Annotated in this window: 23 protein-coding genes; 11 read left to right on the top strand and 12 right to left on the bottom strand. The window is 68.5% G+C overall.

From position 1 onward, the window contains the following. Nucleotides 1-13: 13 nt before the first annotated feature. Genes C8D87_RS22315 through C8D87_RS22305 form a run of 3 tightly spaced genes read right to left on the bottom strand, consistent with a single transcriptional unit; the run spans nt 14 to nt 4,252 of the window. Nucleotides 14-1,120: a DUF58 domain-containing protein gene (locus C8D87_RS22315; RefSeq protein ID WP_233442233.1), complete on the bottom strand. Its 1,107-nt coding sequence runs from the start codon at nt 1,118-1,120 to the stop codon at nt 14-16. Nucleotides 1,121-1,133: 13 nt separating this feature from the next. Next, nucleotides 1,134-2,099 carry an AAA family ATPase gene (locus tag C8D87_RS22310; RefSeq protein WP_211337475.1) on the bottom strand — a complete coding sequence of 322 codons (966 nt, stop codon included), beginning with the start codon at nt 2,097-2,099 and terminating at the stop codon, nt 1,134-1,136. Beyond that, nucleotides 2,096-4,252, bottom strand: a complete 2,157-nt coding sequence (locus tag C8D87_RS22305; RefSeq protein WP_112228198.1) for an NHL repeat-containing protein — start codon at nt 4,250-4,252, stop codon at nt 2,096-2,098. Before C8D87_RS22305 ends, C8D87_RS22310 begins: the two co-directional genes overlap by 4 nt. A 185-nt stretch (nt 4,253-4,437) precedes the next feature. On the opposite strand from C8D87_RS22305, the gene C8D87_RS22300 reads away from it, so the two are divergent. Further along, nucleotides 4,438-5,082 carry a methyl-accepting chemotaxis protein gene (locus C8D87_RS22300; RefSeq protein WP_109638624.1) on the top strand — a complete coding sequence of 215 codons (645 nt, stop codon included), beginning with the start codon at nt 4,438-4,440 and terminating at the stop codon, nt 5,080-5,082. A gap of 179 nt (nt 5,083-5,261) precedes the next feature. On the opposite strand, the gene C8D87_RS22295 is transcribed toward C8D87_RS22300, so the two are convergent. Further along, nucleotides 5,262-5,933 (bottom strand): fibronectin type III domain-containing protein, encoded by a 672-nt coding sequence (locus tag C8D87_RS22295; protein WP_112228197.1) that lies wholly within the window; start codon nt 5,931-5,933, stop codon nt 5,262-5,264. Further along, nucleotides 5,930-6,532 carry a hypothetical protein gene (locus C8D87_RS22290; RefSeq protein ID WP_112228196.1) on the bottom strand — a complete coding sequence of 201 codons (603 nt, stop codon included), beginning with the start codon at nt 6,530-6,532 and terminating at the stop codon, nt 5,930-5,932. Before C8D87_RS22290 ends, C8D87_RS22295 begins: the two co-directional genes overlap by 4 nt. An 80-nt stretch (nt 6,533-6,612) precedes the next feature. Between C8D87_RS22290 and C8D87_RS22285 the strand changes: the two genes are divergently transcribed. Next, nucleotides 6,613-7,500, top strand: coding sequence for a LysR family transcriptional regulator (locus tag C8D87_RS22285; protein ID WP_112228195.1), 888 nt, complete (start codon nt 6,613-6,615; stop codon nt 7,498-7,500). On the opposite strand, the gene C8D87_RS22280 is transcribed toward C8D87_RS22285, so the two are convergent. Beyond that, nucleotides 7,403-8,266: an EamA family transporter gene (locus tag C8D87_RS22280; RefSeq protein WP_112228194.1), complete on the bottom strand. Its 864-nt coding sequence runs from the start codon at nt 8,264-8,266 to the stop codon at nt 7,403-7,405. The genes C8D87_RS22285 and C8D87_RS22280 overlap by 98 nt on opposite strands. Before the next feature lie 93 nt (nt 8,267-8,359). On the opposite strand from C8D87_RS22280, the gene C8D87_RS22275 reads away from it, so the two are divergent. Then, nucleotides 8,360-9,268, top strand: a complete 909-nt coding sequence (locus C8D87_RS22275) for an RluA family pseudouridine synthase (protein ID WP_112228193.1) — start codon at nt 8,360-8,362, stop codon at nt 9,266-9,268. Here the strand turns inward: C8D87_RS22275 and C8D87_RS22270 are convergent. Further along, nucleotides 9,263-10,156 carry a phosphotransferase family protein gene (locus C8D87_RS22270; RefSeq protein ID WP_112228192.1) on the bottom strand — a complete coding sequence of 298 codons (894 nt, stop codon included), beginning with the start codon at nt 10,154-10,156 and terminating at the stop codon, nt 9,263-9,265. The two genes, C8D87_RS22275 and C8D87_RS22270, sit on opposite strands and share 6 nt — an antisense overlap. Then, on the bottom strand, nt 10,156-13,350 hold the full coding sequence (locus C8D87_RS22265; RefSeq protein ID WP_112228191.1) for a GH92 family glycosyl hydrolase: 3,195 nt from the start codon (nt 13,348-13,350) through the stop codon (nt 10,156-10,158). The genes C8D87_RS22270 and C8D87_RS22265 overlap by 1 nt, the downstream gene beginning before the upstream one ends. Nucleotides 13,351-13,403: 53 nt before the next feature. Between C8D87_RS22265 and C8D87_RS22260 the strand changes: the two genes are divergently transcribed. The 3 genes from C8D87_RS22260 (at nt 13,404) to C8D87_RS22250 (ending at nt 15,882) form a co-directional block, all read left to right on the top strand. Beyond that, on the top strand, nt 13,404-14,669 hold the full coding sequence (locus C8D87_RS22260) for a BNR-4 repeat-containing protein (protein WP_112228190.1): 1,266 nt from the start codon (nt 13,404-13,406) through the stop codon (nt 14,667-14,669). 40 nt (nt 14,670-14,709) lie between these two features. Next, nucleotides 14,710-15,093, top strand: a complete 384-nt coding sequence (locus C8D87_RS22255; RefSeq protein ID WP_109638615.1) for a VOC family protein — start codon at nt 14,710-14,712, stop codon at nt 15,091-15,093. A gap of 99 nt (nt 15,094-15,192) precedes the next feature. After that, nucleotides 15,193-15,882: a chitinase gene (locus C8D87_RS22250; protein WP_109638614.1), complete on the top strand. Its 690-nt coding sequence runs from the start codon at nt 15,193-15,195 to the stop codon at nt 15,880-15,882. Between the two features lie 10 nt (nt 15,883-15,892). Here the strand turns inward: C8D87_RS22250 and C8D87_RS46065 are convergent, their stop codons facing one another. Beyond that, the gene (locus C8D87_RS46065) at nt 15,893-16,051 is read right to left on the bottom strand and encodes a hypothetical protein (RefSeq protein ID WP_170166493.1); all 159 of its coding nucleotides are present in this window, start codon (nt 16,049-16,051) and stop codon (nt 15,893-15,895) included. On the opposite strand from C8D87_RS46065, the gene C8D87_RS22245 reads away from it, so the two are divergent. Beyond that, complete coding sequence (locus tag C8D87_RS22245) at nt 16,029-17,048, top strand: chitinase (protein ID WP_112228189.1); 1,020 nt, start codon at nt 16,029-16,031, stop codon at nt 17,046-17,048. The genes C8D87_RS46065 and C8D87_RS22245 overlap by 23 nt on opposite strands. Nucleotides 17,049-17,086: 38 nt before the next feature. Continuing rightward, on the top strand, nt 17,087-17,578 hold the full coding sequence (locus C8D87_RS22240; RefSeq protein WP_109638612.1) for a DinB family protein: 492 nt from the start codon (nt 17,087-17,089) through the stop codon (nt 17,576-17,578). Here the strand turns inward: C8D87_RS22240 and C8D87_RS22235 are convergent. Both C8D87_RS22235 and C8D87_RS22230 read right to left on the bottom strand, forming a co-directional pair. Continuing rightward, nucleotides 17,575-17,820: a mycoredoxin gene (locus C8D87_RS22235; RefSeq protein WP_109638611.1), complete on the bottom strand. Its 246-nt coding sequence runs from the start codon at nt 17,818-17,820 to the stop codon at nt 17,575-17,577. The two genes, C8D87_RS22240 and C8D87_RS22235, sit on opposite strands and share 4 nt — an antisense overlap. An 83-nt stretch (nt 17,821-17,903) precedes the next feature. Beyond that, the gene (locus C8D87_RS22230) at nt 17,904-19,022 is read right to left on the bottom strand and encodes a DUF2341 domain-containing protein (protein ID WP_112228188.1); all 1,119 of its coding nucleotides are present in this window, start codon (nt 19,020-19,022) and stop codon (nt 17,904-17,906) included. Between the two features lie 306 nt (nt 19,023-19,328). Between C8D87_RS22230 and C8D87_RS22225 the strand changes: the two genes are divergently transcribed. From C8D87_RS22225 to C8D87_RS22215, 3 genes are all read left to right on the top strand, one after another. Next, complete coding sequence (locus C8D87_RS22225; RefSeq protein ID WP_112228187.1) at nt 19,329-19,949, top strand: DUF4360 domain-containing protein; 621 nt, start codon at nt 19,329-19,331, stop codon at nt 19,947-19,949. A gap of 60 nt (nt 19,950-20,009) precedes the next feature. Further along, the gene (locus tag C8D87_RS22220; RefSeq protein WP_109638608.1) at nt 20,010-20,657 is read left to right on the top strand and encodes a DUF4360 domain-containing protein; all 648 of its coding nucleotides are present in this window, start codon (nt 20,010-20,012) and stop codon (nt 20,655-20,657) included. Nucleotides 20,658-20,748: 91 nt separating this feature from the next. Continuing rightward, complete coding sequence (locus C8D87_RS22215; RefSeq protein ID WP_146771827.1) at nt 20,749-21,951, top strand: hypothetical protein; 1,203 nt, start codon at nt 20,749-20,751, stop codon at nt 21,949-21,951. On the opposite strand, the gene ilvA is transcribed toward C8D87_RS22215, so the two are convergent. Further along, nucleotides 21,952-23,187, bottom strand: a complete 1,236-nt coding sequence (gene ilvA, locus C8D87_RS22210; protein WP_112228185.1) for a threonine ammonia-lyase IlvA — start codon at nt 23,185-23,187, stop codon at nt 21,952-21,954. It abuts the gene before it with no gap. Between the last annotated feature and the right edge of the window lie 57 nt (nt 23,188-23,244).

Raw genomic sequence — 23,244 nt, 5'->3', positions numbered from 1 at the left:
ACCCACGCGCGCTTCACCGGGCCACCACCGCGTTCCACGAGTCGACCAGGTCCTCGGCCCGCGCCCCGCTGATCACCAGCACCGACCCCGCCGCCCCCACAGGACGCTTCTCGTCCACCACGAGCACGGTGCCGAACGCGGCCCGCCCCGCCTCCAGCACCAGCGCGGGCACGGCGGTTCCGCTGATCACGGCCACCACGTCGAGGTCGCGCACCGGAACCGTCGGGCGCGCGTCTACGTCGCGCAGCTCCAGGTCTGCCAGGGCGGCCAGGATCGGCGCCGAGTCCTGCGTCTCCTCGAGGTCGGTGTCGCCGGACGACGTCATCAGCCGCACCGGATGGCCCTGGTCCAGCGCCGAGGTGATCAGGGACGCCGCCACTTCGACCGCCTCCTCGAAGCGCTGCTCGTCCTCGTACGACGAGGAGTTGTCGTCCAGCAACACGGCCAGGTGCGGGCGCGCCGGGTCGGCGTCCTCACGGATCATCAGCGTGCCGGTGCGTGCCGAGGTCGCCCAGTGCAGGCGGCGCAGGTCGTCGCCCGGCACGTACTCCCGCAGGCCCACCAGGTCCGTGCCGCCGCGCTCAACGCGTTCGTCGGCGCCCACCTGGCCTCGCCGCGCACCGGAGGGCAGCCCGCGCACCGGCAGCACGCGCGGCACGACCCGCACCTGCACCACCTCGCCGAGCACGGTTCGTGCCTGGGCCAGACCCGCCAGTCCCTTGCGCCGCAACGTCAACGGCCCGACGTCGAACACGCCGCGCCGCTCGGTCGGGATCGTGTAGTCGACCGCCTCCACCACGCCCGGCTTGAGCAGCGGCACGTCCACCGCGGCAGGTGAACCCGCCACCATGTCCACGGCGTCGAGCGCCACCGGCCACCGGCCCGTGGCCGACAGCTCCAGCCGCCCGCCGCACCGCGCCAGCCGGGGCACGGTACGCGGGCGGACGGTTCGCGACACGGTCAGCGGCGAGGCGACCAGCACCGAGACCGCGGACGCGACCACCAGAGCGGTCAGCGCCAGGCCGAACGCCGCCATGCCCGCGTAACGCCACCAGAGTCCGACGCCGAGCATCAGCAGGCCCAGCACCGCGGTTCCGGTGCCGCGCAGGGTGAGTCTCATCGCGCGTCCCGGATCACTGCGAGGCGGGCTTGGGCACCGGCACCCGCGAGAGCACGTCGGCCAGCACCTCGGACGTCGTCACGCCCGCCAGCACGCTCTCCCGCGTCAGCACCAGGCGGTGGGCCAGCACGGGGTCCGCGATGTCCTGGACGTCCTGCGGTACCACGAAATGCCTGCCCTTCGACGCCGCGTACACCTGTGCACACCGCACCAGCGTCCGCAGGCCACGCGTCGACGTGCCGAGCCGCAGCCGCTCGTCCGACCGCGTGCCCGAGCCCAGAGCCGAGATGTAGTGCAGGATCGGGTCGGCCACGTGCAGCAGCGACAACCGCCCGCTGAACGCGCTCACCTCGCGCGGCGACGTCACCGTCCGCACGTCGGCGATCCGCCCGGCACCACTGCCGGGGCGCAGCACGTCCAGCTCGTCGTCCAGCGACGGATAGCCGATCGACGTCCGCAGCATGAACCTGTCGAGCTGCGCCTCCGGCAGCCGGTACGTGCCGTCGAGGTCGATCGGGTTCTGCGTCGCCACCACCAGGAACGGGTCCGGCACCGCGTGCCCGACACCGTCGATCGTGACCGTCCGCTCCTCCATGACCTCCAGCAACGCCGACTGCGTCTTGGCCGCCGCGCGGTTGATCTCGTCCGCCAGCACGATGTTCGCGAACACCGGACCCGGCCGGAACCGGATCTGCCCCGTCTGCGGGTCGTAGACCGAGGTGCCCGTGACGTCGGACGGCAGCAGGTCCGGCGTGAACTGCACGCGCCGCGACAGGCCGCCCAGCGCACCCGCCACCGCGCGGGCCAGCGTCGTCTTCCCGGTGCCCGGCACGTCTTCCAGCAGCACGTGGCCACCCGCGAACATCGCCACCAGCACCAGGTCGATCACGTCGCGTTTGCCGCGCACCGCGCTCTCGACCGCGTCACCGAGTCGGGTGTGGAGGTCGCGGAACGCCGAGACCTCTCCGGTGTCAATCACTTGTCCTCTTCTCTGCGAACACCGATGCGCAACAGGAACGCGCACGCCAGCAGGCCCAGGCCACCCGCGCCCATCGGCGCGGTCTGCGCTCCGGCGGGCGCCATGCGCGGCACACACGTCGGCTTGCCGTTGCACTCGTCCATGGTGAAGTTCGTGGTCCTGGCCGCCGAGTCGACTTGGCCGGGACCGGACGCCGCATAGGCGCGCACGACGATGCGGTTCGAGCCCTCCTCCACCGTCATCTGCGCGGACGTCGCGTTGCAGGGAATGCCGATCGCGTAGTCCCACGTCGTGTTCACGACTTCGCAGCGACCGTTGTGGTTGGCCCAGTCGGCGGGCGGAGTCAACGTGAGGCGCTTCGTCGGCACCCGAGGGCCGCCGGTCAGCCCAGTGATCACGGTGGCACCCGCCGTCGGCAACGACGGTGGCGGCGGGGGTGGCGGAGGCGGAGGCGTGGTGGTCGTCGTCGTGACCGGCGGCGGGGTGGGCGCCGGGTTGTTCGGCGGCGGTGGCGGGGGCGGCGGCGGGTTGTTCGGCGGCGGTGGTGTGTTCGGCGCCGTCACGGTGAACGACGCCATGCCCGCCGCACCCGCCGTGGACGCCGTCGAGGCCCGCACCGTCACCTCCAGCCTGCCGCTCGTGCAGAACGTGGAACCCGTGCACGGCAGAGAGAGATCAGCAGAGGTACCGGCCGACTGCGCCGACACCGAACCACCGCTGAACGAGCCGGAACCCGTCACCGTGTAACCCACGACCGGGTCGGTCGAGGAGACGGCGCTCCAGCTCACCGTCACGACCACCGCCGAAGTGGTGCGCGACTTCTCCCGCACCGTCACGCCCGCAGGAGCCGCTGGCGCCGTGCCGCCGGTGGAAGGCGGTGTGGACGACGGCGGCGGCACCTCCGAGGTCGGCCCGTTGTTGCCGTTGTTGCCGTTGCCGGGGTTGCGCGGCGGCTTCGGCGGCTCGTTCGGGTTCGGCGGCGGGGGCGGCGGCACGGACGGCGGCGGCGAGCGGTCCGGGTCCTTCACCGGCAGCTCGGGGCTGCGGATCGTCAACGAGCGCGTCGCACCGTCGGCGTCGACCAGCACGCCGGTCGAGGAGCCCGGCACGTTCACGAACAACCGGCCGTCGTCGAACACCAGCTCGGGGTCGGAACCACCGGACGTCCGCACGTCGTCGCCACCGCGGTTGCCACCGCGGTCGAGGATGATGACCTTGCCGGATCCCTTGCACGGCACGTAGACCTTGTCGCGGAACACCGCGGGCCGGCCGGGCTTCGGACAGCCCATCGCGCCCACGTCGACACGGCGCACCTGCCCGTCGACGACGAGCACGACCACCGCCGAGTCCGGCACCGACGCGGGCACGAGATCCGTCGGCGCGGTCTGCGCGGCGATCACCTCGGCGTCGGTGCGGTCGGTCGAGCGCGCCACGTCCTCACCCGTGCCGTCGCGCACCACGACACCGCCGTCGAGACCGATCAGCGTCACGCCCTGGTCGTGCGGCACCAGCACCGTGCGCGGCCCGGCACCGGTGACCTGGCGCTGCGTGCGCTCCTGGAACCGCTCCTCGTCCTCCGACCAGTCGAGCGACCGCAACGTGCCACCGTGGTCGACCAGCCACAGCACGCCCTGCTCGTCCACGACGGCGTCGGCGAGGGGCTGACCCGCCTCCCACTTCTGCCCGATGTCGGCCAGCGTCAACGGATCCGCGGTGTGCACGGTGCCGGACGCGCGGTCGACGACGAACACCATCCCGTTCGCCACCAGCACCTTGCTCGCCGCACCGGGTGGCGCCTGACGACGGCCGGAAGCGAGCAGCGTCGCGAGGTCGATGACCGTGATCTCGCCGGTCCGCCGGTTCAGGACGATCAGCCTGCCGTCCTCCTGCGCGATCTCCAGCTGCGAGTCGGGGCCGCTGATCTGCAGGCGCGTCTGCGGCTTGCCCGACACCGGGTTGACCTGCACGACCTCACCGCGCTGGTCGTCGCCCAGCCAGGTCAGCCCGTCCGACACCGCGACCGACGTCCGGGAGATGCCCTGCCCGAGCGCGGCGCCCGCGAGCACCAGTACACCCAGCAGCGCCGCGACGAAACTCGCCGACTCCCGTCCTCCACCGGAGATGATGCGTCTGAACCGGTGCCACCAAACCATGTGCGCCTCCCTCGCCCGCCGGGGATGCTAGCCCTCGACTCTGACAACTTCGGACGGTGCACGGTTCCCGGTTCGCCCGGTCAGCCGACTGGCCGACATCAACGAATGCAATGACGGGGTCTGACAGTTCCGGATCCTGAATGGCGCTCCCCCGAACCGATCAACACATAGGGCAAAGTGGTCGTATGGAGATTCCCGGCCTCGGACTGGCCAAGCAGGCACTCGGCACCGCGATCGACACCACCGCGGCCGTGGCCGCCGTACCCGGCCGCGTGCTGAACCTCATCGGCGAGGTCGAGCAGCTCGTCCGCAAGGTCAGCGGCACGGTCGACGCCGTCGACGGCATCGTGAGGAAGGCCGACGAGCTGGTCGACCGCACCGGGCAGGTCGTGGCGGACGCGGAGAAGGCGGTCGACGCGGTCCGCGCGATCACGGCGAGCGCGGGTGACGTCGCGGAGCGGGCCACCCAGGTCGTCGCGACGGCCGGCCAGACCGCGCACACGGCCAACGAGCTGATCGGCATCTACGAGCCGATCGCCAAGCAGGCCCAGCCGCTCGCGGCGCGGTTCGTGAACGAGCTCTCGGCGCACGAGGTCGAGGCCGCGATCAAGCTCGTCGACGAGCTGCCGGTGCTGACCGAGCACCTGATCAACGACATCCTGCCGATCCTCGCGACGCTGGACAGGGTCGGTCCCGAGGTGCACCAGCTGCTCGAGGTCACCAACGACGTGCGCCAGGCGATCCTCGGCATCCCCGGCTTCGGCTTCATGCGCCGCCGCGGCGAGAAAAAAGAAGACGAAGAGGGTGTGAAGGAGCTCGAAAACGGGTAACCCGGCCCTCATGACCTCCCGTGCACACGAAGATCATCTGACGTGGTGGCTGCTCAGCTCCGTTTTCGGTCTGCTTTCCATGATCAACATCGGCCTCGCCGTCACCGAACGCGCGGTGTGGCCCTACGCGCTCGCGGCGTTACTGCTCGCCGCGAGCGCCTGGAGCGCCAGACAGGCGCTCAGACCTTCCCCGTCTTCTGATGAGTCAGGTTCGACGGTGCTCCGAACCGGTAGGGCCGCACCCGACAGGTCACGGTTTTCTCGTCTGGGAGTGTGATCAGCCCGAACGAGGTGACGTCCGGATCGAGCTGCGCCGCGACCCGGTAGTCGGCCGCGCCCGCCGGCTTGAGCTCGATCAGGTACCCCTCCTCGTCGGATGCGTGGTCCTCCCACGTGAACAGGATCCCGTTGGCGTGCTTCACCTCCGCCTTCAGGTTTCCCGGCACCGCCTCCGGCGCGGACACCGGATGCGTGCCGCCGCCGCCCTTGCGCGGTTCCGCCCACTGGTGCCCGTCGGTCTCCGGCACCTCCTCACCGGGCGGCAGCGTGATGTCCACGGTGGAGGAAGCGGGTCCGCTGAACGGCCGGACCCGGTAGTAGAACCCGGTCTCCGGGATCAGGTCCGGGTGCTGGTAGGAGGTCTTGCCCGGCGGAACGAACTCCAGCACCACGTAGTCGCCGTCGGCCGCGTTCGCGTACTCGACGACCTGCCCGGCGGCCCCCTCCTGCGGACGCCAGTGCAGCGTCACGTCGGTCGGCGAGGTCAGCTCGGACGTCAGCACGGGGTCCTGCCGTTCCTGGCCGCAGGCAGCCAGGAACAGCAGTCCCACCAGGGAAACGCGCTTGATCACTTGCGCCAGAACCGGATGTTGCTCCAGACGACCGTCGCCGGTCCCTGGCCGCTCGACGTCCGGTACGCGCCGAACTTGTCGTAGAAACTCGTGCCCGAGCTCGCGTAGGTGTGCTTGCGCGAGCCGTTGATGTACGTGCGGTGCTCTTTGCCCACGTTGTGCACGGTGTTCACGCGCACGGTCGTGCCCACGGTCGCCCCGGTGGCGATGGTCGCGCCACCGTGCACGGCGTACAGCCGGCCGCCGCGTTCCACGGCGAGCATCCAGAACGGCCCCGCGGTGGGAGCGTCCCGGAACGTCTGCTTGAGACTGATGCGGGTGCCTCCGAGACTCGTGATCCGGAAGCTGCCCTCGAACTGCCGCGTGCCGCCGGTGTAGGTGGCGTACCGGCGTTCGGCACGCTGATCACCGCTCGCGGTGGAACAGGTGAGCTGGAACGTGAGGTTGCTGACCACACCGCAGCCGCGTTGCTGAACGTTGAACGACGGCGACTCGCTGGTCCACGGCCCGGTTTCCACCTGCGCCAGTGCGGGAGAGCCCGCCACGAGCAGCCCGGTCGCCAGAGCGATCCCCGCGACGATGCGGAGTCGTTTGGACATACCGATACCTCCTCAAAACGTGCTGAGGACAGCACGTGTTCTCAGGGGGCGGTAGCGGCACCATATCGGATAATGATCCGATGTTCGACCTCCATCGGCTCCGGTTGCTGCGCGAGCTTTCCCAGCGGGGCACGCTCGCGGCCGTCGCCCAGGCGCTGAACTACAGCCCCTCCTCGGTCTCGCAGCAGCTGTCGTTGCTGGAGACCGAGGTCGGGGTGCCGCTGCTCGAGCCGGTCGGACGGCGGGTGCGCCTCACCCCGCAGGCAGAGATCCTGGTGCGCCACACCGAGGAGGTTCTCGCCCGTCTGGAACAGGCGGAGTCGGAGGTCGCCGCCTCACTGCACGAGATCACCGGGACGCTGCGGGTCGCGACGTTCCAGACCGCGGCGCTCGCGCTGATCCCGGAGACCCTGGCGCGCATGCGCGACGAGCACCCGTCACTGCGGATCGAGTTCCAGGTCCTCGATCCGGCGGAAGCGCTTTCCGGGTTGAACGCCAGGGACTTCGACCTCGTCTTCCTCGAGGAGTGGCCCGACCAGCCGGAGCCCCGGTTCGCGGGCCTCGAGTACCGGGAGCTGTACCGGGACCCGATCCGGCTGGCCGTCCCGCGTGGACTGTCGATGGCCGAGATCGGCTCCCAGCCGTGGATCATGGAACCCGCCGGCTACCCGCAGCGGACCTACAACGTGAACTGGTGCCGCCGCAACGGCTACGAGCCGGACGTGCGCTTCTCCTCGACCGACGTGCTCGTGAAACTGCGGTTCGTGGAACGCGGTCTCGCGGTCTCGCTGCTGCCGGACCTGGTCTGGTACGAGCGCGAGGTCACCGTCGACCTGCACGAGCTGCCGGTTTCCCAGTCGCGGCTGCTGTTCACTGCGGCACGGGCAGGACGAGGTCAGCATCCCGCCGTACAGGCGTTTCGGGAGGCGCTGGCGCTTTCCGTAGCGCTGCTCCAACCCCAGCGGTGATGACCAACCCGATGGCGCACAACGAGATCACGCTCAGGTGCTGGCCGAGCAGCACCGCGCCTGCCAGCGCGGCGGCCGCGGGCTCCAGTGCCAGCACGACACCGAACGTACTGGCCTGCAACGTCTTGAGCGCCCTGATCTCCAGCGTGTAGGGAATCGCGGACGCCAGCAGCGCGACCAGGGTGCCCAGCAACAGGATCTTGGGCTCGAACAGCGTGGTACCCGCGGTGGAGAGCCCGTACGGCAGCGTGAGCGCCGCCGCGATCAGGCTCGCCCCGGCGAGACCGCCGGTGCCGAGTCCTTCGGTCGCGAGCTTGCGCCCGGCCAGCACGTAGCAGGCCCAGAACGCGGCCGCGAGCAGGGCGAGCACGACACCGATCAGGTCCAGGCGCGCCCCGGTGTACTCGCGCACCCCGAGGATCACCACACCGACGAGCGCCAGCCCGACCCACACGAAGTCCCTGGCTCTCCTGCTCAGGATCGCCGCCAGCCCCAGCGGCCCGAGGAACTCGATCGTCACCGCCACGCCGAGCGGAATCCGGTCGAGCGCCAGGTAGAACGTGCCGTTCATACCCGCCATGGTCAGGCCGAGCACGATCGTCTCCTGCCGGAACTTCGGCCTCACGACGACGGCCAGCATCAGCGCCGCGATGCCCAGCCGCAACGCCGTCGCCCCCGGTGCGCCGATCTGCCCGAAGAGCTGACTGGCGAACGCCGCGCCGAACTGCAGTGAGATGACCGAACCGAGGACCAGGAAGACCGCCATGCGTACAGCCTCGCTGACCAGGTCTCTTCGGTACAGCGAATGTTTTCGAGCGATATCCTTCGGTTCTTCCGACCATTTAGACTGGCGGGTGCGATGAGACGCAAACCCTCCTCCCCGCTCCCCCAGCGCAACGGCCTGGACGCAGCGCGGCTGAAGCTGCCCGCGGAAGGCTCCTGGCCGTCCCTGCGCGACCACCTGGTCGAACGTCTGCCGCGGGTGGCCCCGGAGCGGATCGAGGAGATGCTGCGCGAGGAGCGCATCTGGACCGTCTCCGGCCCGCTCGGCATCGACGCGCCGTTCGTGCCCGACAGCTACATCTGGTTCCACCGCGACCTGCCGATCGAGGTGCCCGTCCCGTTCGAGGTGGGCGTGGTCCACCAGGACGACGACATCGTGGTGGCCGACAAGCCCCACTTCCTCGCCACCATCCCGCGCGGTCAGCACATCATGCAGACCGCGCTGGTCCGCCTCCGCGACTCACTGGGCCTGCCCGACCTCTCCCCCGCGCACCGCCTGGACCGCGTCACCGCCGGCCTGGTGCTCTTCGTGGTGCGCCGCGAGCTGCGCGGCAAGTACCAGACGATGTTCCGCGACCGGTTGGTGCGCAAGGAGTACGAGGCGATCGCGGGCTACGACCCCGCGCTGGAGCTGCCACGGGTGGTGCGCTCGCGGATCATCAAGGAACGCGGCATCATCACCGCGTCCGAGGTCGACGGCGAGCCGAACGCCGAGACGCACGTGTCCCTGGTGGAGCACCGGAACGGCTTGGGCCGCTACCACTTGAAGCCGCTGACCGGCCGCACCCACCAGCTGCGCCTGCACATGTCCGGCCTGGGCGTGCCGATCGTGAACGACGACTTCTACCCCGTGCTCCGGGAACGCCCGCTGGACGACTTCTCCTCGCCTCTGCAGCTCCTCGCCCGCACCTTGTCCTTTGTGGACCCCATCACGGGCGATGAGCGTTCGTTCACGTCAGGGCTGAAGCTGTCCGCCTGGTCATGAGATGTGCGTGCGCCGGGTCGCGATCGGCTGCGGCTCCCAGATCCGGTTCATGCGCTCGAGCAACCGCCGGGCGAGCGCGCTCATCGCGGGGTGGGTCTCGGTGAACCCCGCCACCACCCGTGCCCGGAACATCAACCGGCCGCGTGCGGTCGTGCTGTACCAGAACCAGTCCTCGTCGACGACCCTGGCGAGGTGGTCGGTGCCGTCCCGCTCGGCCCGCTGCACCAGCGCGTCACCCTGCACCAGCCACCGCACGCAGGCGTCCTCCGGCGGCTCGGCTCTGCCGCGTTCGGAGAAGTAGGCCTGCTCGGCGGCCTCCCGCAGCTCTTTCGGGGTCTCGGACACGGTCGCGCAGGTCGGAAAACCCATCCGCAGGTACACCAGCTCGGTGAGCCCGTCGCCGAGCATCGCACCTTCGAGGTCGACGAACCGGGCTCCGCGTTCGGTGTACATGTCGTTGCCAGGACACGGGTCGCCGTGCAGGAGGTCGAACTTGCCGGTGTCGGTGAAGGCGAGCTCGGTCTCCGCGTCCCCGATCTCGACGTCCAGCGCGCGCACGAACCGCAGGAACGGCTCCGGATCGGGAACCTCCTGGCGCGGCAGGGCTCCGGCGTGCTCGGGACCAGTCGCCTGGTGCAGCCGGGCGAGGCCGCGGGCGTAGTCGATCACCCAGTCCTCGTCGAACGGATGAGACGGCAGCCGCTCCATCACGACCGTCCGGGTGTCCGGGTCGACGTCGAGGACGCGCGGCACCATTCCGGTGTGTTCGGCCAGCCGCAGCGCGGTGACCTCGCGGGTGAAGGCGGCCGCATCGCCGATGACCTGCTTGACGATGCGGTCGCCGTCGGCCCAGACGCGGGACCGCACTCCGCTTTTCAGTCGCTCCATCAGGCCAGTGTGAGCGCGTACAGCTCCACTCGCGGGTCGTTCGGCAAAGTCACCGAGCGGACCGTCTTGGCCGCGTCCAGCCGCAACGACTGCCCGAACAGCCGGACCGGCGGCCCGTCCACACCCTGCCCGGCCTTGATCCGGTGCGGCATCTCCAGCACCACCGGGCCACCGGCCGCCCAGTCCGGCACCGAAGCGGCCACCTCGGCCGAGGTGCCATCCGTGTACCAGACGGTGAAGGACGTGGACACCGGCCCGTTGTGCGACGCACCGACCACGTGCAGCCAGGAGAACTGCCCGGCGGGCAGCAACAATCCCTGCCCGCGTGCCTCCACGAAGTTCGCCGCGGTCCCGGTGGGATCAGGCGCCTGGTAGGTGATCCCGCCCCACGTGACAGGACCAGCGGCAGGCAACAACGCCGCGTCGTAACTCCAGCCACCACCGTCGAAGTTCCCGGAAGCGGAGTCAGCCACCGTGGCCGTGCCGTCGTGGTTGCGCTCCGGTCCGACGTCCACCGCACACGTCGAGAAGGCGCACACCGCCGCCGGCTTCACCTCGACGACGGCCTTCACCGTCACGGACTCGACCTTCACCGAGATCTCGTACGACCCCGGAGCCACCCCGGCGGGCACCGACACCGTCAACGGCACGGTCCTCTGCACCGGCAGATGTCGCGACACGATGACAATCGGCCGTGCTCCGCTCACCTTCCAGCCGGCCGGAGCGGTCACCTCGGGCCGGACGGTCGTGCCGGACGGCGACTGCGCCAGCACGTCGAGCTGCAAGGTCAGCGACTGCGCGGAATCCGATGTCGGCATCACGATCTCGCTGTTCCGCAACGACGCCGACAAGGCGCGCCGCGAATCAACGTTGCCGTCGTTCAGCGAAGGCGGCTCGTCCGAACGACCGGTGCCCCAGGACGAAGGCCGCGAGGACACCTCGTACACCAGCTTTCCGCCGCGTGCCAAGGAAGACCACGAAAGCCAGGTCTTGTGCACATCACGGCCGTTCAGCGAAGCACTGCGGACGTACCGCACCGAATCCGAGACATCGGGCGCCGAGACCGTCAACGTACCGCCCTGCGAGCCGTACTGTCCGATCCGGACGGTCGCGGACGGGAACTGCGGTGACGACAGCGCGAAGAAGTCCGAACCGTTGAAGGTCGGGTACATGCCCAGCGACGAGAAGACGTACCAGGCCGACATCGTGCCCAGGTCGTCGTTGCCGGTCATGCCGTCCGGGCCGGTCGTGAACAACGTCATCGCGGCCCGCACGACCGTCGCGGTCTTCCACGGCGTGCCCGTCCACAGGTACATGTAGGGCGCGAGCAGGTCGGGTTCGTTGTTCGGGTTGTAGGTCGGTTTGCCGTAGTAGTCGTACGGTTCGGTGATCCAGTCGTGGCGCGCGGTGCCGGCGGGGTCCACGAGGAGCTTCTCGTAGGCGAAGAACGCGTCGAGGCGTTTCTCCGTCTCGCGGCGGCCGCCCATCAGCGACACCAGACCGGCCGGATCCTGCGGCACGAGCCACTGGTACTGGTAGGCGCCGCCCTCGTGGAACTGGTGCGCCGCGTCGACCGGGTTGTACGGCGTCAGCCAGGTGCCGGCGACGGTGCGGGGCCGGAAGTGACCGGTGGACGAGTCCCACAGGTTTCGGTACCACTGGCCACGATCAGCGAACAGGCGCGCGTCGGAGCGATGACCCAGACCGCGTGCCATCAGCGCCAGCGACGCGTCCGCCGCCGAGTACTCGAGCGTGGCCGAGGCCGGGTGCACGCAGTCGTTGTCGCCGCCCTTGTGCGCGCAGTCCGTGCCCAGCTTCAAGCCGGACGGGATGTAGCCGCGGTCCGAGTAGTAGTTGACGCCGGACCGTCCGTTGTAGGGAGAGTCGGCGGGAGGCAGCGACAAAGCGTTGGCGCGCAACAGCTGGTACGTCTCTTCCTCGTACCCGCGCAGCAACCCCTTCGACCAGGCCTCGACCAGGAACGGCGTGACCGGGTCACCGGTCATGATGTTGGTCTCGGACGAGGCCAACGCCCAGCGCGGCAACCATCCCCCGTCCCTGCCACTGGCCACAACGGACAGTGCGACGTCACGGGCCACACGGGGTTCCAGGATCTGCAACAGCTGGTTCTGTGGTCTGTACGTGTCCCACAGCGAGAAGTTCTGGTACGGCGTGTAGCCAGAAGCCGTGCGTACCCGGCCGTCGAAGCCCATGTACTTGCCGTCCACGTCACCGGCGAGGTTCGGATGCAGCACCGAGTGGTACAACGCGGTGTAGAAGGCGACCTGCCGGTCCCGCGACCCGCCGGACACCCGCACCGCGTCCAGCTGTTTCTTCCACACGTCCTTGGCCGCAGTCACCACACCGTCGAAGTCGTGGGAAGGAGCCTCCGCCGCGAGGTTCTTCCGAGCGCCTTCCAGCCCGGTGTAGGACAGGCCGATCTTCAGCACCACATCGCGGTCCGCCGTTGCGTCGAACGTGACCCACGCGCCGTTGCCACCGGTTCCGGCCGCGTCACGGGCACCCGGTGTGGGAACGCTCCCTCGCCACGCGCCAAAGGAGGCGAACGGCCGGTCGAACGACGCCGTGAAGTAGACGGTGTGCTCGTCCTTGCCCGCGCAGAACCGACCGTTGCGCACCCGGCCCTCGATCGTCCGGTCACCGACGACGTGGATCTCGGAGTCGAGCACCGTCTGGTTCGAACGCCCGGTGTTGAACAGGACGTTGGCAGCGGCCGACGACGGGAACGTGTAGCGCTGCCAACCGGTTCTCGGAGTGGCCGTGAGCTCGGCGTTCACCCCGTACCGGGACAGCCCGACGCGGTAGTACCCAGGTTGCGCGGCCTCGTCCGAATGGCTGAAGTCCGACTTGTAAGCGTTGATGTCAACGTTGTCAACGGACCCGACTGTCGGCATCACCGGCAGCTCGCCCATGACGCCGCAGCCCACGCCCGACAGGTGTGTCTGCGAGAAGCCGTAGATGGAGGTCGCCTTGTAGTCGTAGCCGCCCTGTCCTCCCGTATCAGGGCTGACCTGCACCATTCCGAACGGGACCGATGCTCCCGGGAACGTGTTGCCGAAGTTCTGCGTACCCACGAAGGGGTTCACCAAGGACGAGGGGTCTGCGTCAGCCTGTGCCGCTTGAGCAGGAACTGTCAGACCCAGTAACAGCCCGGCTACAACCAGTGTCCGCATGAGAGGCAGTATTGTCCGATCGTCGCCGCCCCGACACCCATCGGAGGTCGGCGATGCGCGCATTGGCCGCAACGCTGCTGCTAATCGGGATTTTCACCCTACCGGCGCAAGCCGCGCCCACCCTGGACACCGTCACGACGACCTCCGTCTACGGCTGCCTGCGCACCAACGGCGCGGGTGTGTACGACGCGACGGTCAACAAGACCTTCGCGTCGTACTCGGGCACGAGGCACGACATCTACGTGAAGGCGTTCGACCATGGCACGAACACGTGGTCGGCGGCGGTGAAGGTCGCCGCGCTGAACCTGACGCACGACAACGCCTACCACGACTACCCGGTGCTCACCCAGCTCGGCGACGGCAGGCTCGCGGTCTTCCGCGCCACGCACACGACGTCGCTGCAGCTCTACACCGCGCCGGCGCCGCGCTCGATCACCGGCACGTGGACCGCCCGCACGATCTCCACGGACAGGAACACCTACCCCGAGCCGGTCGTCACCGGAAACACGATTCACCTGTTCTACAGCCACAACACGGACCTGTCGCACCCGTACCGCACCTACAAGATGATCAAGTCGACGGACCACGGCAGGACCTGGTCCGCACCGCGCACGATCATCGACTCGGGCCGGACAGCAGACCGGTACGCCGAGGTGTACGCGTTCGGCGTGACACAGCGGAACGGCCGCATCTACCTGACCTGGTCGATGCACGGCGGCCCGAAGGGACACAACGGCGGCGGCAAGAACATCTACGTCGCCTACCTCGACACGGCTTCCGGCGGCATGCACACCGCCGGCGGCGCGACGCTCGGCACCGTCGTCGACGCGGCCGACCTCGACAAGACGCGGGTCGTGACGACGAACCCGGCGGATCTGCCGGCGGGCAAGACGTTGCCGGAGGAGAACCCGGTGACCGTGCCGCTCGGCGACGGCTCGCTCGTGCTGGGCTATGGCGTGCACACCAGCAGCAGCAGCGCAAAGATCGTGCTCGCCCGTTTCGCGAACAACACCTGGACCTCCACGACCGTCGACACCTCGACCTCGTTGTTCAAGGACCTCGTCGCGACCGGCACCGGCGTCGACTTCTCCTACGCCAGCGCGGATCGCAAGCGGCTCCTCGTGAAGTCCTGGACGCCCGGTGGTTCCGCCACCGCCAAACACGACCTCGTGGTGCCGTACTCGGCCGGCGCCGACACGACGTTCTACGCGAACTTCGTGGAGAACCGGCCGAGCGACCTGGTCGCGAACACGATCGATCACGAGACCCGCAAGACCAACCACACGGGCAAGTGGCCGGTGTTCTCGCTCCGCGGCTGACCGCAGGACAAGGGCATGACACCTGGAGTAAGCAGGTGTCATGCCCGTACAGCTCAACCACACCATCGTCCACGTCACCGACCAGGAGCGTTCGGCGCGCTTCCTCACCGCGCTCCTCGGCCTGCCGGAGCCGGTCCGCTTCGGGCCGTTCCTCGTCGTCGAGGTCGCGAACGGCGTCTCGCTCGACTACCTCACCAGCCAGGGCCCGATCACGTCGCAGCACTACGCGTTCCTGGTGACCGAGGAGGAGTTCGACCAGATCTTCGGCCGCATCCAGGAACGCGGCCTCGACTTCTGGGCCGACCCGTTCCACAGCAAGCCGGGCCAGATCAACCGCAACGACGGCGGTCGCGGCGTCTACTGGGACGACCCCGACGGCCACGCGCTGGAGATCATCACCAGGCCTTACGGTTCCGGTTCCTAAAAGGTATAGACCACCTCTTGTGCTCGGGGTGCCCGGCCTGCCACCGTGAGAGCGGTAACTCACAGTGGGCGCGCAGATGCTCTGAGGAGTTGGTTCCCCATGTCCGGAACACGCGCCGCCGCCCTGATCGTCGCGCTGCTCGGCGTCTTCACGCTCGTGCAGCCGGCGACGGCGGCGCCGTTCATCGTCACCGAAGCGCAGTTCAACCGCATGTTCCCGTCCCGCAACGGCTTCTACACCTACAGCGGCCTGAAGAACGCGATGGCCACGTTCGGCTCGTTCGCGAACCAGGGCAGCGACACGGTGAAGAAGCAGGAGCTCGCGGCGTTCCTCGCCAACGTCTCCCATGAGACCGGAGGTCTCGTGTACATCGAGGAGATCAACAAGGACGGCGACTACTGCGACGAGAGCAAACCGTACGGCTGCCCGGCCGGGGTGAAGCAGTACTACGGCCGCGGCCCGATCCAGCTGTCGTGGAACTTCAACTACAAGGCGGCAGGCGACTACCTCGGCGTGGACCTGTTGCGCACGCCGAGCCGGGTGGCCCGCGACGCGACCATCTCGTGGCGGACCGCGATCTGGTACTGGATGACGCAGAACGGGCCAGGCACGATGACCCCGCACAACGCCATGGTCAACTCACGCGGCTTCGGCCAGACGATCCGCAGCATCAACGGATCCCTGGAGTGCGGCGGGAAGAACCCCGGCGCCGTCGAGAGCCGCGTGTCGAAGTACCGCCAGTTCACCGGGATCATCGGCGTCGCACCCGGCGGCAACCTCTACTGTTGACGGAACAGGTCTAGACCCTTGACTGGTCTGAACCAATGGTGCCAATCTCAGCGGTGTTCACATCCTTGATTCCTCGGGCGCGCAGACTCCAGGAGTGGGTGACCTTGCTGAGAAAACGCATCTTGGCGTCTATCGCGGCAGGTGTGATGGCGGCGGCGCTGGCCGTCATCACGCCCTCCGCTTCCTCACAGGCGGAAGTGTCCGCACAGGCGTGTACGTTCACCGACTGGGTGCAGGGTCAGTGGTACACGGCAGGTTCGATCGTGAGGTTCGAAGGCGCGTACTACATCGCCGAGCACGACAATCCCGGTTACAGCCCAACGGTTTCCACCTGGTACTGGGAACCCACGAACTGTGACGGAGGTGGTGGCGGCGGCACCTGCGCCTACCCCGACTGGGTGCAGGGACAGTGGTACACCGCCGGCTCCATCGTCAGGTTCGAAGGCGCGTACTACATCGCCGAGCACGACAATCCCGGTTACAGCCCGACGATTTCCACCTGGTACTGGGATCCGTACAACTGCAACGGCGGTGGCGGAGGTGGTGGCGGCGGCAGCTTCGTCGTCAGCGAAGCCCAGTTCAACCAGATGTTCCCGTCCCGCAACAGCTTCTACACCTACAGCGGCCTGGTCGAGGCGATGAGCGCGTTCCCCGCGTTCGCCAAGACGGGCAGCGACACCGTGAAGAAGCAGGAGGCGGCGGCGTTCCTCGCCAACGCCTCGCACGAGACCGGTGGGCTGGCGCACATCAGGGAGATCAACCAGGGCAACGACCTCTGCGACGAGAGCAGGCCCTACGGCTGCCCGGCCGGGACCTACGCCTACTACGGCCGCGGCCCGATCCAGCTGTCGTGGAACTTCAACTACAAGGCGGCCGGCGACTACCTCGGCATCAACCTGCTGGTCTCCCCGGACCAGGTCGCGACCGACGCCGCGATCTCGTGGAAGACGGCGCTCTGGTACTGGAACACGCAGACAGGGCCCGGCACCATGACCCCGCACAACGCCATGGTCAACGGCAACGGGTTCGGCGAGACGATCCGCAGCATCAACGGATCGCTCGAGTGCAACGGCGGCAACCCCGCCCAGGTGCAGAGCCGGGTCTCGAAGTACCAGCAGTTCACCGGCATTCTCGGAGTACCCACCGGTGCGAACCTGTACTGCTAGGACCGGAGCTGTCCTAATTCGGCCCTAACGTGCTCCGCATGACCTCGGAGCACGACGAACTGCTGCACATGCTGAACGAACAACGCCGGATGCTCCGCATCACGATGCGGGGCCTGACCGCGGCCGACGCCGTCAAGCGCACCACGGTCAGCGAGCTCACCCTGGGCGGGGTGCTCAAGCACCTCACCCGGGGCGAGCTGGGCTACACCCACATCCTCACGGAACAGCCCGGCATGCCGGACGGCATGCTCGACACCGGTCAGTACGTCTGGGACGGCGACTCCTTCGAGGAGTTGCTCGCCGCGTACGCCGAGGCGGGACGCGCGACCGACGCGGCGGTGCGCGCCGCCGATCTCGACAAACTGGTCCCGATGCCACCGGCACCGTGGGATCCGAACCCGGAGCCGTGGACGATCCGGCGCATCGTGCTGCGCGTGTTCCAGGAGACCGCGCACCACTCCGGGCACGCGGACATCATCCGCGAGGCGCTGGACGGCGCTTCCACGACCGCCCAGCTCTTCTCGGACTAGGCCGCCAGCTGTTCCTTGACCTGACTCAGCGACGGGTTGGTGAGCGCCTTGCCGTTCGGGAAGTGGACGGTCGGCACCGTGCGGTTGCCGCCGTTCACGCTCATCACGAAGTCGGCCGCGCCGGGCGTCTCCTCGATGTTGATCTCGACGTACTCGATGCCCTCGCGGTCGAGCTGGTTCTTCAGGATCCGGCAGTAGCCGCACCACGAGGTCGAGTAGACGGTCAGCTGGTCGGGAGCCATCAGAGGCACTCCTCATCGAGGTTGGTCAACGTCATCAGTATCAACGCTCGACGAGGAGTGCTTCATCCCGGGTGCGGCCGAACTCACTTCTTGTGCTTGAGCAGCTTCGAGCCCGGCTTCTGCGACTCGAAGTCGAGCTTCGCCCAGTTCTTGTCCTTCGGCACGGACAGGATCCGCGCCTCGTCGAGCAGGCCGTCGAACGAGCGTTTGCGACTGTTGCTGCCGGGCGTCTTCTCGTTGTTGCCGATCGTCACGGGCTCGGTGCCGGTGGTCTTCCACGCATTGGTGTCGGTCTTGCCGACTTCGAGCTTGCCGTTGATGTAGTAATAGGCGTTCGGCTTGTCGATGACGAAGACGAAGTGGTACCAGGTGTTGTTCTTGACCTTCGTGTAGGCGCCGGACGGCAGCGGGCACCAGTCGTAGTTGGCGACGTCGATGCACGGCTCGGTCTGGTCGCCCTCGCCGAAGTAGTGGATGCGGAAGCCCGTCTCCCCCTTGGAGAACATCGCGATGTACGCGGCCGGGTGCGTCTTCGCGTTCGACCAGATCGAGAAGGTGCCCTTCGACGGCAGCGGGTTGAACAGGCCGCTCGACTCGCTGCCGGGCAGCAGCACGTACTCGCTGCGGGCCCTGCTCAGCGACAGCGCGTTGCCGACCACGCCGGCGCCGGTCGCGTCACCGGTGATGTTGACGCCCTTGCCGTTGAGGTTGCCCACCGAGTCGCGGTAGCCGGCGGCCGCGCCCTTCTCGGCGAGGTGGTGGGCGGTGATCCAGCCGTCTGCCTTCGGGAAGACCGCGGCGCCGTTGCTCTCCGACTTCGCCCCGGGGTTCCCCCACTTCAGCGTCACGGACTGGCTCGCGTTGTTGCCCTTCACGTCGGTGCGCACCCAGATCGCCGCCTGCCTGGCGCCCGCGTCCCACTTCTCGATCTCGTACGGCAGCGGTTTGCCCGCCGCGTCGTCGAACCTGATGTCCGCGCCGTCCGGCCTGGCCTGGCCGAAGTCGAAGTTCGTCGCGTCGAGCCTCACCGGCACCGGGAAGCCCTTGACGTCGCCCGCGACGTTCGCGCCCGCGGCCGACGTGTCGATGGTGATCTTGCGCTGGTGCGCCCATCCCGCCTGTGCCTGTGACGCCAGCACGGGCAGCAGGAGGCCCGCGAGCAACGCGGCGGAGATGGTGAGAGTGCGCCCTGTCTTCTGCATGTGGTCCCTTTTGTCCGGGGCGGCGGACACCCCAGGTCTACTGGAAACCTTGTTGCCTGTCAGCCCCGCATCACTCGAACGGCCTAGCGCGACACGATCGTCAGGAAATCGTCAGGTTAATTCGTCACAACGTGGGTGAGCATGGTTCGCGCACGGACCGAAATTTCGGCCGTGCAATTAGCCCTGCTTTCCTCAACGTATTGCCGAGCAATTCAGTCACCCATTCGGCGGCCCTTTTCCGACAAGGGCTTCCGATATCGTCTGACTTCCGCCGCCGGTACCACACTCCAGAAAGAAAGGCTCGCCATGCTGAAAATGGTGGCGGCTGCTGCCCTGGCGCTCTCCGCGGTCCTTACCGCGCCTGCCGCACACGCAGCACCCGACGTTCCCGATTTCGTCACGATCGACGTGGTCACCGTCAACGGATCCGGCTGTCCCGCGGGTACCGCCGCGGTCGCGGCCTCCGACGACCGGACGGCGTTCACGGTCACGTACAGCGATTACCTCGCCCAAGCCGGACAAGGCGCAGCGCCGACAGACTTCCGAAAGAACTGTCAGCTCAACATCAGAGTGAGCTACCCGCAGGGCTTCACGTTCGGCATCGCCCAGGCGGACTACCGCGGGTTCATCCACCTCCAGGCCGGGGCGACGGGCACGGAAAGAGGGAACTACTACTTCCAGGGCATGTCGAACGGCGCGAGCCGCACACACAACTTCACCGGCCCGAAGAGCGACAACTGGCAGGCGACCGACCGCGCCCAGGTGTCGGAAATCGTTTACGCGCCGTGCGGTGAAGTCCGGCACCTGAACATCAACACCGAGCTGCGGGTCAACGCGGGTTCGTCGAAGGCCGCGAGCTTCATGACGATGGATTCGACGGACAGCAGTGTGAGCACGAAGTACCAGTTCTCCTGGAAGCGCTGCTGATCCAGGCACCGATTGCCGCCGCCCGTTCATTTTGTTGAACTTCAGACGGAAAGGTGCCCCATGCTCACCACACTGGCCGCGGCCGCGTTCGCAGCGTCGACGATCATCATTCCGCCCGGAGGCGCCCCCGGCACCACGCCCCCGCCGGACATCATCACCATCGACGTCGTGACCATCAACGGGTCGGGCTGCAAGCCGGGTACGGCCGCGGTCGCCGTCAGCCCGGACAACAAGGCGTTCACCGTCACGTACAGCGAGTTCATGGCACAGGTCGGGCCGGAGGCGAAGCCGACCGACTTCCGCAAGAACTGCCAGCTGAACCTGCGTGTCAACGTGCCGTCCGGTTTCACCTACGGCATCGCGTCCACCGACTACCGCGGCTTCGCGCACCTCGAGCGCGGCGCCACGGCACTGGAGAAGGCCAACTACTACTTCCAGGGCATGTCGGAAACGCAGTACAAGCAGCACAACTACCGGGGTCCGTTCAGCGACGACTGGCAGGCGACCGACACGACCGACGTGGCCGCGATCGTCTACCACCCGTGCGGCGAGAAGCGGAACTTCAACATCAACACGGAGCTGCGCGTCAACGCGGGCACGTCGGACCCGAAGAAGGTCACGAGCTTCATCTCGATGGACTCCACCGACGGGTCGATCGAGACGACCTACCACTTCGCGTGGAAGACCTGCCCACCACCGAGGCCGTAGTCCCGGTGCCGGGCACTCCGAAAGGCAGTGCCCGGCATCTCCCCGCCTGAGAAGATCGTCCCCGACGACGTCTGGGGGGACGATGACGAAGATGCATTCGCTGGCAGGGGTGGAGCTGGGGCCGGAGTTCCACGCGATGGTGGACGCGATCGCCGAGCCGCTGCCCGTACCGCGGTACTCGCGGTTCCCGGTGCTGCTCGACGACCTGCCGCACTTCTCCGCGCGGCTGGACCTGGTGCGGCTGGCCGTGATCGTGGCGCTGGAGCGGACAGCGGACAGCGTCCAGGTCGTCCCGGCGGCCGGCCGCGAACGGAGCTCGCTGGGCCACGACTGGCTGATCTGCGAAGAACGCCCATCCGCCGAGCGCACGGTGACTCTGGCCGAGGGCGGCGACGGGCGGGTGCGCGTCACGGTGGACGGCACGCTGGTCCACGTCGAGCCACCGTCCGAACAGGAGTCGCGGCGGCTGCTGGAATCCGGGGCGCGGGGCACGTCGCTGCGGTTCCCGATCTTCCCGAGCGCGGGTCCGTCGCTGGTCGCCCGAGGTGACGGGCCGGACGAGCTGGTGCTGTGGCGGTGCGGACTGCCCGCCGCGAGATTCCGGCTGCCCGGTCCGGTGCTGGCCGCGATCTACGTGTCCGAGACGAGCTTCGAGATGCTGGTCGCGTTGATCGAGGTCGATGGCGAGCTGGTCGTGCACATCGAGGGCGACCAGGACACGTACCTGCGGAAGCTGCGCGTGCCGATCGACTTCAGCGCCCGCGACGAGGCCGCGCACGACCTGTCGCCGCTGTACCTCCACATGGAGGAGTTCTGGCAGTTCGGCGTCTACTTCCGCCGCGCCGGACAGTGGTGGACGCTGCGCTGCGACGGCGTCCACATCGTCCTGGAACCGTCGAACGCAGCACTGCACCAGCCCGAGTCCACCCCCTTCCAGACCAGGCTCGACGGTGCCGGCCAGGTGCTGTTCGGGCCCGGCAGCTGGACCGCCGGACTGCGCGCGGCCGGGTGGACGGTGTGGGGGCCGGGTCTGGACGACACGGTCATCCCAGTGCCGTCCGGCGCGCACGTGCTGGGCCTGACGAAGGTCGCGAACCGGCCGGCGCTGCTGACCCGCGAGGGCGGCACCGTCCGGGTGCGGCTGGAGAAGGAGTCGCGCACAGTCGTGGAGTTCGCCACGCCGGTGGTGCGGCACCACCACCTGCCGTGGCTGGCGGTGCAGCGCTCACCTCACCTCGTCGAGGTGCTGGACGTCGCGACCGGCGCGGTGCTGCACCGCCTCGGCACGGCCTGATCAGATCAGGAAGCGGTACGCGGTGGTGCCCGGTGCCACGTGCTGGATCTTGAGCGGGGACTCCTTCATCCGGGCCCACAGCAGGTCGTAGTCCTCGCGGCGGCCCAGCTCGATGCACACCAGTGCGGCACCGGTCTCCCGGTTGTCGCGCTTGATGTACTCGAACTGCACGATGTCGTCGTCCTTGCCGAGCACCTCGTCGAGGAACCGCCGCAGCGCGCCCGGCTCCTGGGGGAACTCCACCAGGAAGTAGTGCTTGAGGCCGCGGTGGACCATCGACCGCTCGACGACCTCGGCGTAGCGCGAGACGTCGTTGTTGCCGCCGGAGAGCAGGCAGACGACCGTCGAGTCCGGCGTCACCGAGATCTCCTCCAGCAACGCCGCCGAGGCCAGCGCGCCCGCGGGTTCAGCGATGATGCCGTCGATCTGGTACAGCTCCAGCATCTCCGTGCAGACCGCGCCCTCGGCCACGGTGAGCAGCTCGGCACCGCTGTCGCGCACCATCGGGAACGTCACGTCGCCCGCCCTGCGCACCGCGGCGCCGTCGACGAACGTGTCCACCTCGGGCAACGTCACCGGGTGGCCGGCCTGGACGGCGGCGATCATGCTCGCCGCACCCGCGGGCTCCACGCCGATGACGCGGGTGCGCGGGAAGCGCTCCTTGAACCACGTGCCGACGCCGGACAGCAGCCCGCCACCGCCGACCGGCACCACGACCACGTCGGGCGCGCCGCCGAGCTGCTGGACGATCTCCAGGCCGACGGTGCCCTGGCCCGCGACGGTGCGGCGGTCGTCGAACGCCGGGACCAGGGTCGCGCCCGTGGTCTGCGCGTACTCCTTCGCGAGCGCGGCCGCGTCGTCGTAGGTGTCGCCGTCCACGACCAGGTGCACCATGCCCTGGCCCAGGGCGGAGATGCGGTCGCGCTTCTGGCGCGGGGTGGTGCGGGGAACGTGCACGCGGCCCTCGATGCCGAGCCGGCGGCACGCGTAGGCCATGCCCTGGCCGTGGTTGCCCGCCGACGCGCACACCGCGCCACCGAACGCGAACTCGGTCTGGCACAGCAGGTTGAACGCGCCGCGCAGCTTGTAGGAACGGCCGACCTGAAGGTCCTCGCGCTTGAACCACACCCGCGATCCGGTCCTCTCGGACAGCCGCTGGTTCACCTCGAGCGGTGTGGTGCGGGCGACACCACCGAGCCGGGCTGCGGCCGCGGACACCTCATCAGCGAAGGACATGGCACTACATCTTCCGTGAACGACTCGGGTCTGGCACGCGTACCCCTAGAAAGACAG

Source organism: Lentzea atacamensis (assembly GCF_003269295.1).
Classification (GTDB): Bacteria; Actinomycetota; Actinomycetes; order Mycobacteriales; family Pseudonocardiaceae; genus Lentzea; species Lentzea atacamensis.
The sequence above is the reverse complement of the archived record's forward strand: the minus strand, read 5'-3'. Positions and strand labels throughout refer to the sequence as shown.

Bases quoted from the DNA above. Each gene is read 5' to 3' on its own strand.
- C8D87_RS22315 (WP_233442233.1), bottom strand. From the start codon at position 1,120: ATGAGACTCACCCTGCGCGGCACCGGAACCGCGGTGCTGGGCCTGCTG.
- C8D87_RS22305 (WP_112228198.1), bottom strand. From the start codon at position 4,252: ATGGTTTGGTGGCACCGGTTCAGACGCATCATCTCCGGTGGAGGACGG.
- C8D87_RS22300 (WP_109638624.1), top strand. From the start codon at position 4,438: ATGGAGATTCCCGGCCTCGGACTGGCCAAGCAGGCACTCGGCACCGCG.
- C8D87_RS22290 (WP_112228196.1), bottom strand. From the start codon at position 6,532: ATGTCCAAACGACTCCGCATCGTCGCGGGGATCGCTCTGGCGACCGGG.
- C8D87_RS22285 (WP_112228195.1), top strand. From the start codon at position 6,613: ATGTTCGACCTCCATCGGCTCCGGTTGCTGCGCGAGCTTTCCCAGCGG.
- C8D87_RS22280 (WP_112228194.1), bottom strand. From the start codon at position 8,266: ATGGCGGTCTTCCTGGTCCTCGGTTCGGTCATCTCACTGCAGTTCGGC.
- C8D87_RS22275 (WP_112228193.1), top strand. From the start codon at position 8,360: ATGAGACGCAAACCCTCCTCCCCGCTCCCCCAGCGCAACGGCCTGGAC.
- C8D87_RS22270 (WP_112228192.1), bottom strand. From the start codon at position 10,156: ATGGAGCGACTGAAAAGCGGAGTGCGGTCCCGCGTCTGGGCCGACGGC.
- C8D87_RS22265 (WP_112228191.1), bottom strand. From the start codon at position 13,350: ATGCGGACACTGGTTGTAGCCGGGCTGTTACTGGGTCTGACAGTTCCT.
- C8D87_RS22260 (WP_112228190.1), top strand. From the start codon at position 13,404: ATGCGCGCATTGGCCGCAACGCTGCTGCTAATCGGGATTTTCACCCTA.
- C8D87_RS22255 (WP_109638615.1), top strand. From the start codon at position 14,710: ATGCCCGTACAGCTCAACCACACCATCGTCCACGTCACCGACCAGGAG.
- C8D87_RS22250 (WP_109638614.1), top strand. From the start codon at position 15,193: ATGTCCGGAACACGCGCCGCCGCCCTGATCGTCGCGCTGCTCGGCGTC.
- C8D87_RS22245 (WP_112228189.1), top strand. From the start codon at position 16,029: ATGGCGGCGGCGCTGGCCGTCATCACGCCCTCCGCTTCCTCACAGGCG.
- C8D87_RS46065 (WP_170166493.1), bottom strand. From the start codon at position 16,051: ATGACGGCCAGCGCCGCCGCCATCACACCTGCCGCGATAGACGCCAAG.
- C8D87_RS22240 (WP_109638612.1), top strand. From the start codon at position 17,087: ATGACCTCGGAGCACGACGAACTGCTGCACATGCTGAACGAACAACGC.
- C8D87_RS22235 (WP_109638611.1), bottom strand. From the start codon at position 17,820: ATGGCTCCCGACCAGCTGACCGTCTACTCGACCTCGTGGTGCGGCTAC.
- C8D87_RS22230 (WP_112228188.1), bottom strand. From the start codon at position 19,022: ATGCAGAAGACAGGGCGCACTCTCACCATCTCCGCCGCGTTGCTCGCG.
- C8D87_RS22225 (WP_112228187.1), top strand. From the start codon at position 19,329: ATGCTGAAAATGGTGGCGGCTGCTGCCCTGGCGCTCTCCGCGGTCCTT.
- C8D87_RS22220 (WP_109638608.1), top strand. From the start codon at position 20,010: ATGCTCACCACACTGGCCGCGGCCGCGTTCGCAGCGTCGACGATCATC.
- C8D87_RS22215 (WP_146771827.1), top strand. From the start codon at position 20,749: ATGCATTCGCTGGCAGGGGTGGAGCTGGGGCCGGAGTTCCACGCGATG.
- ilvA (WP_112228185.1), bottom strand. From the start codon at position 23,187: ATGTCCTTCGCTGATGAGGTGTCCGCGGCCGCAGCCCGGCTCGGTGGT.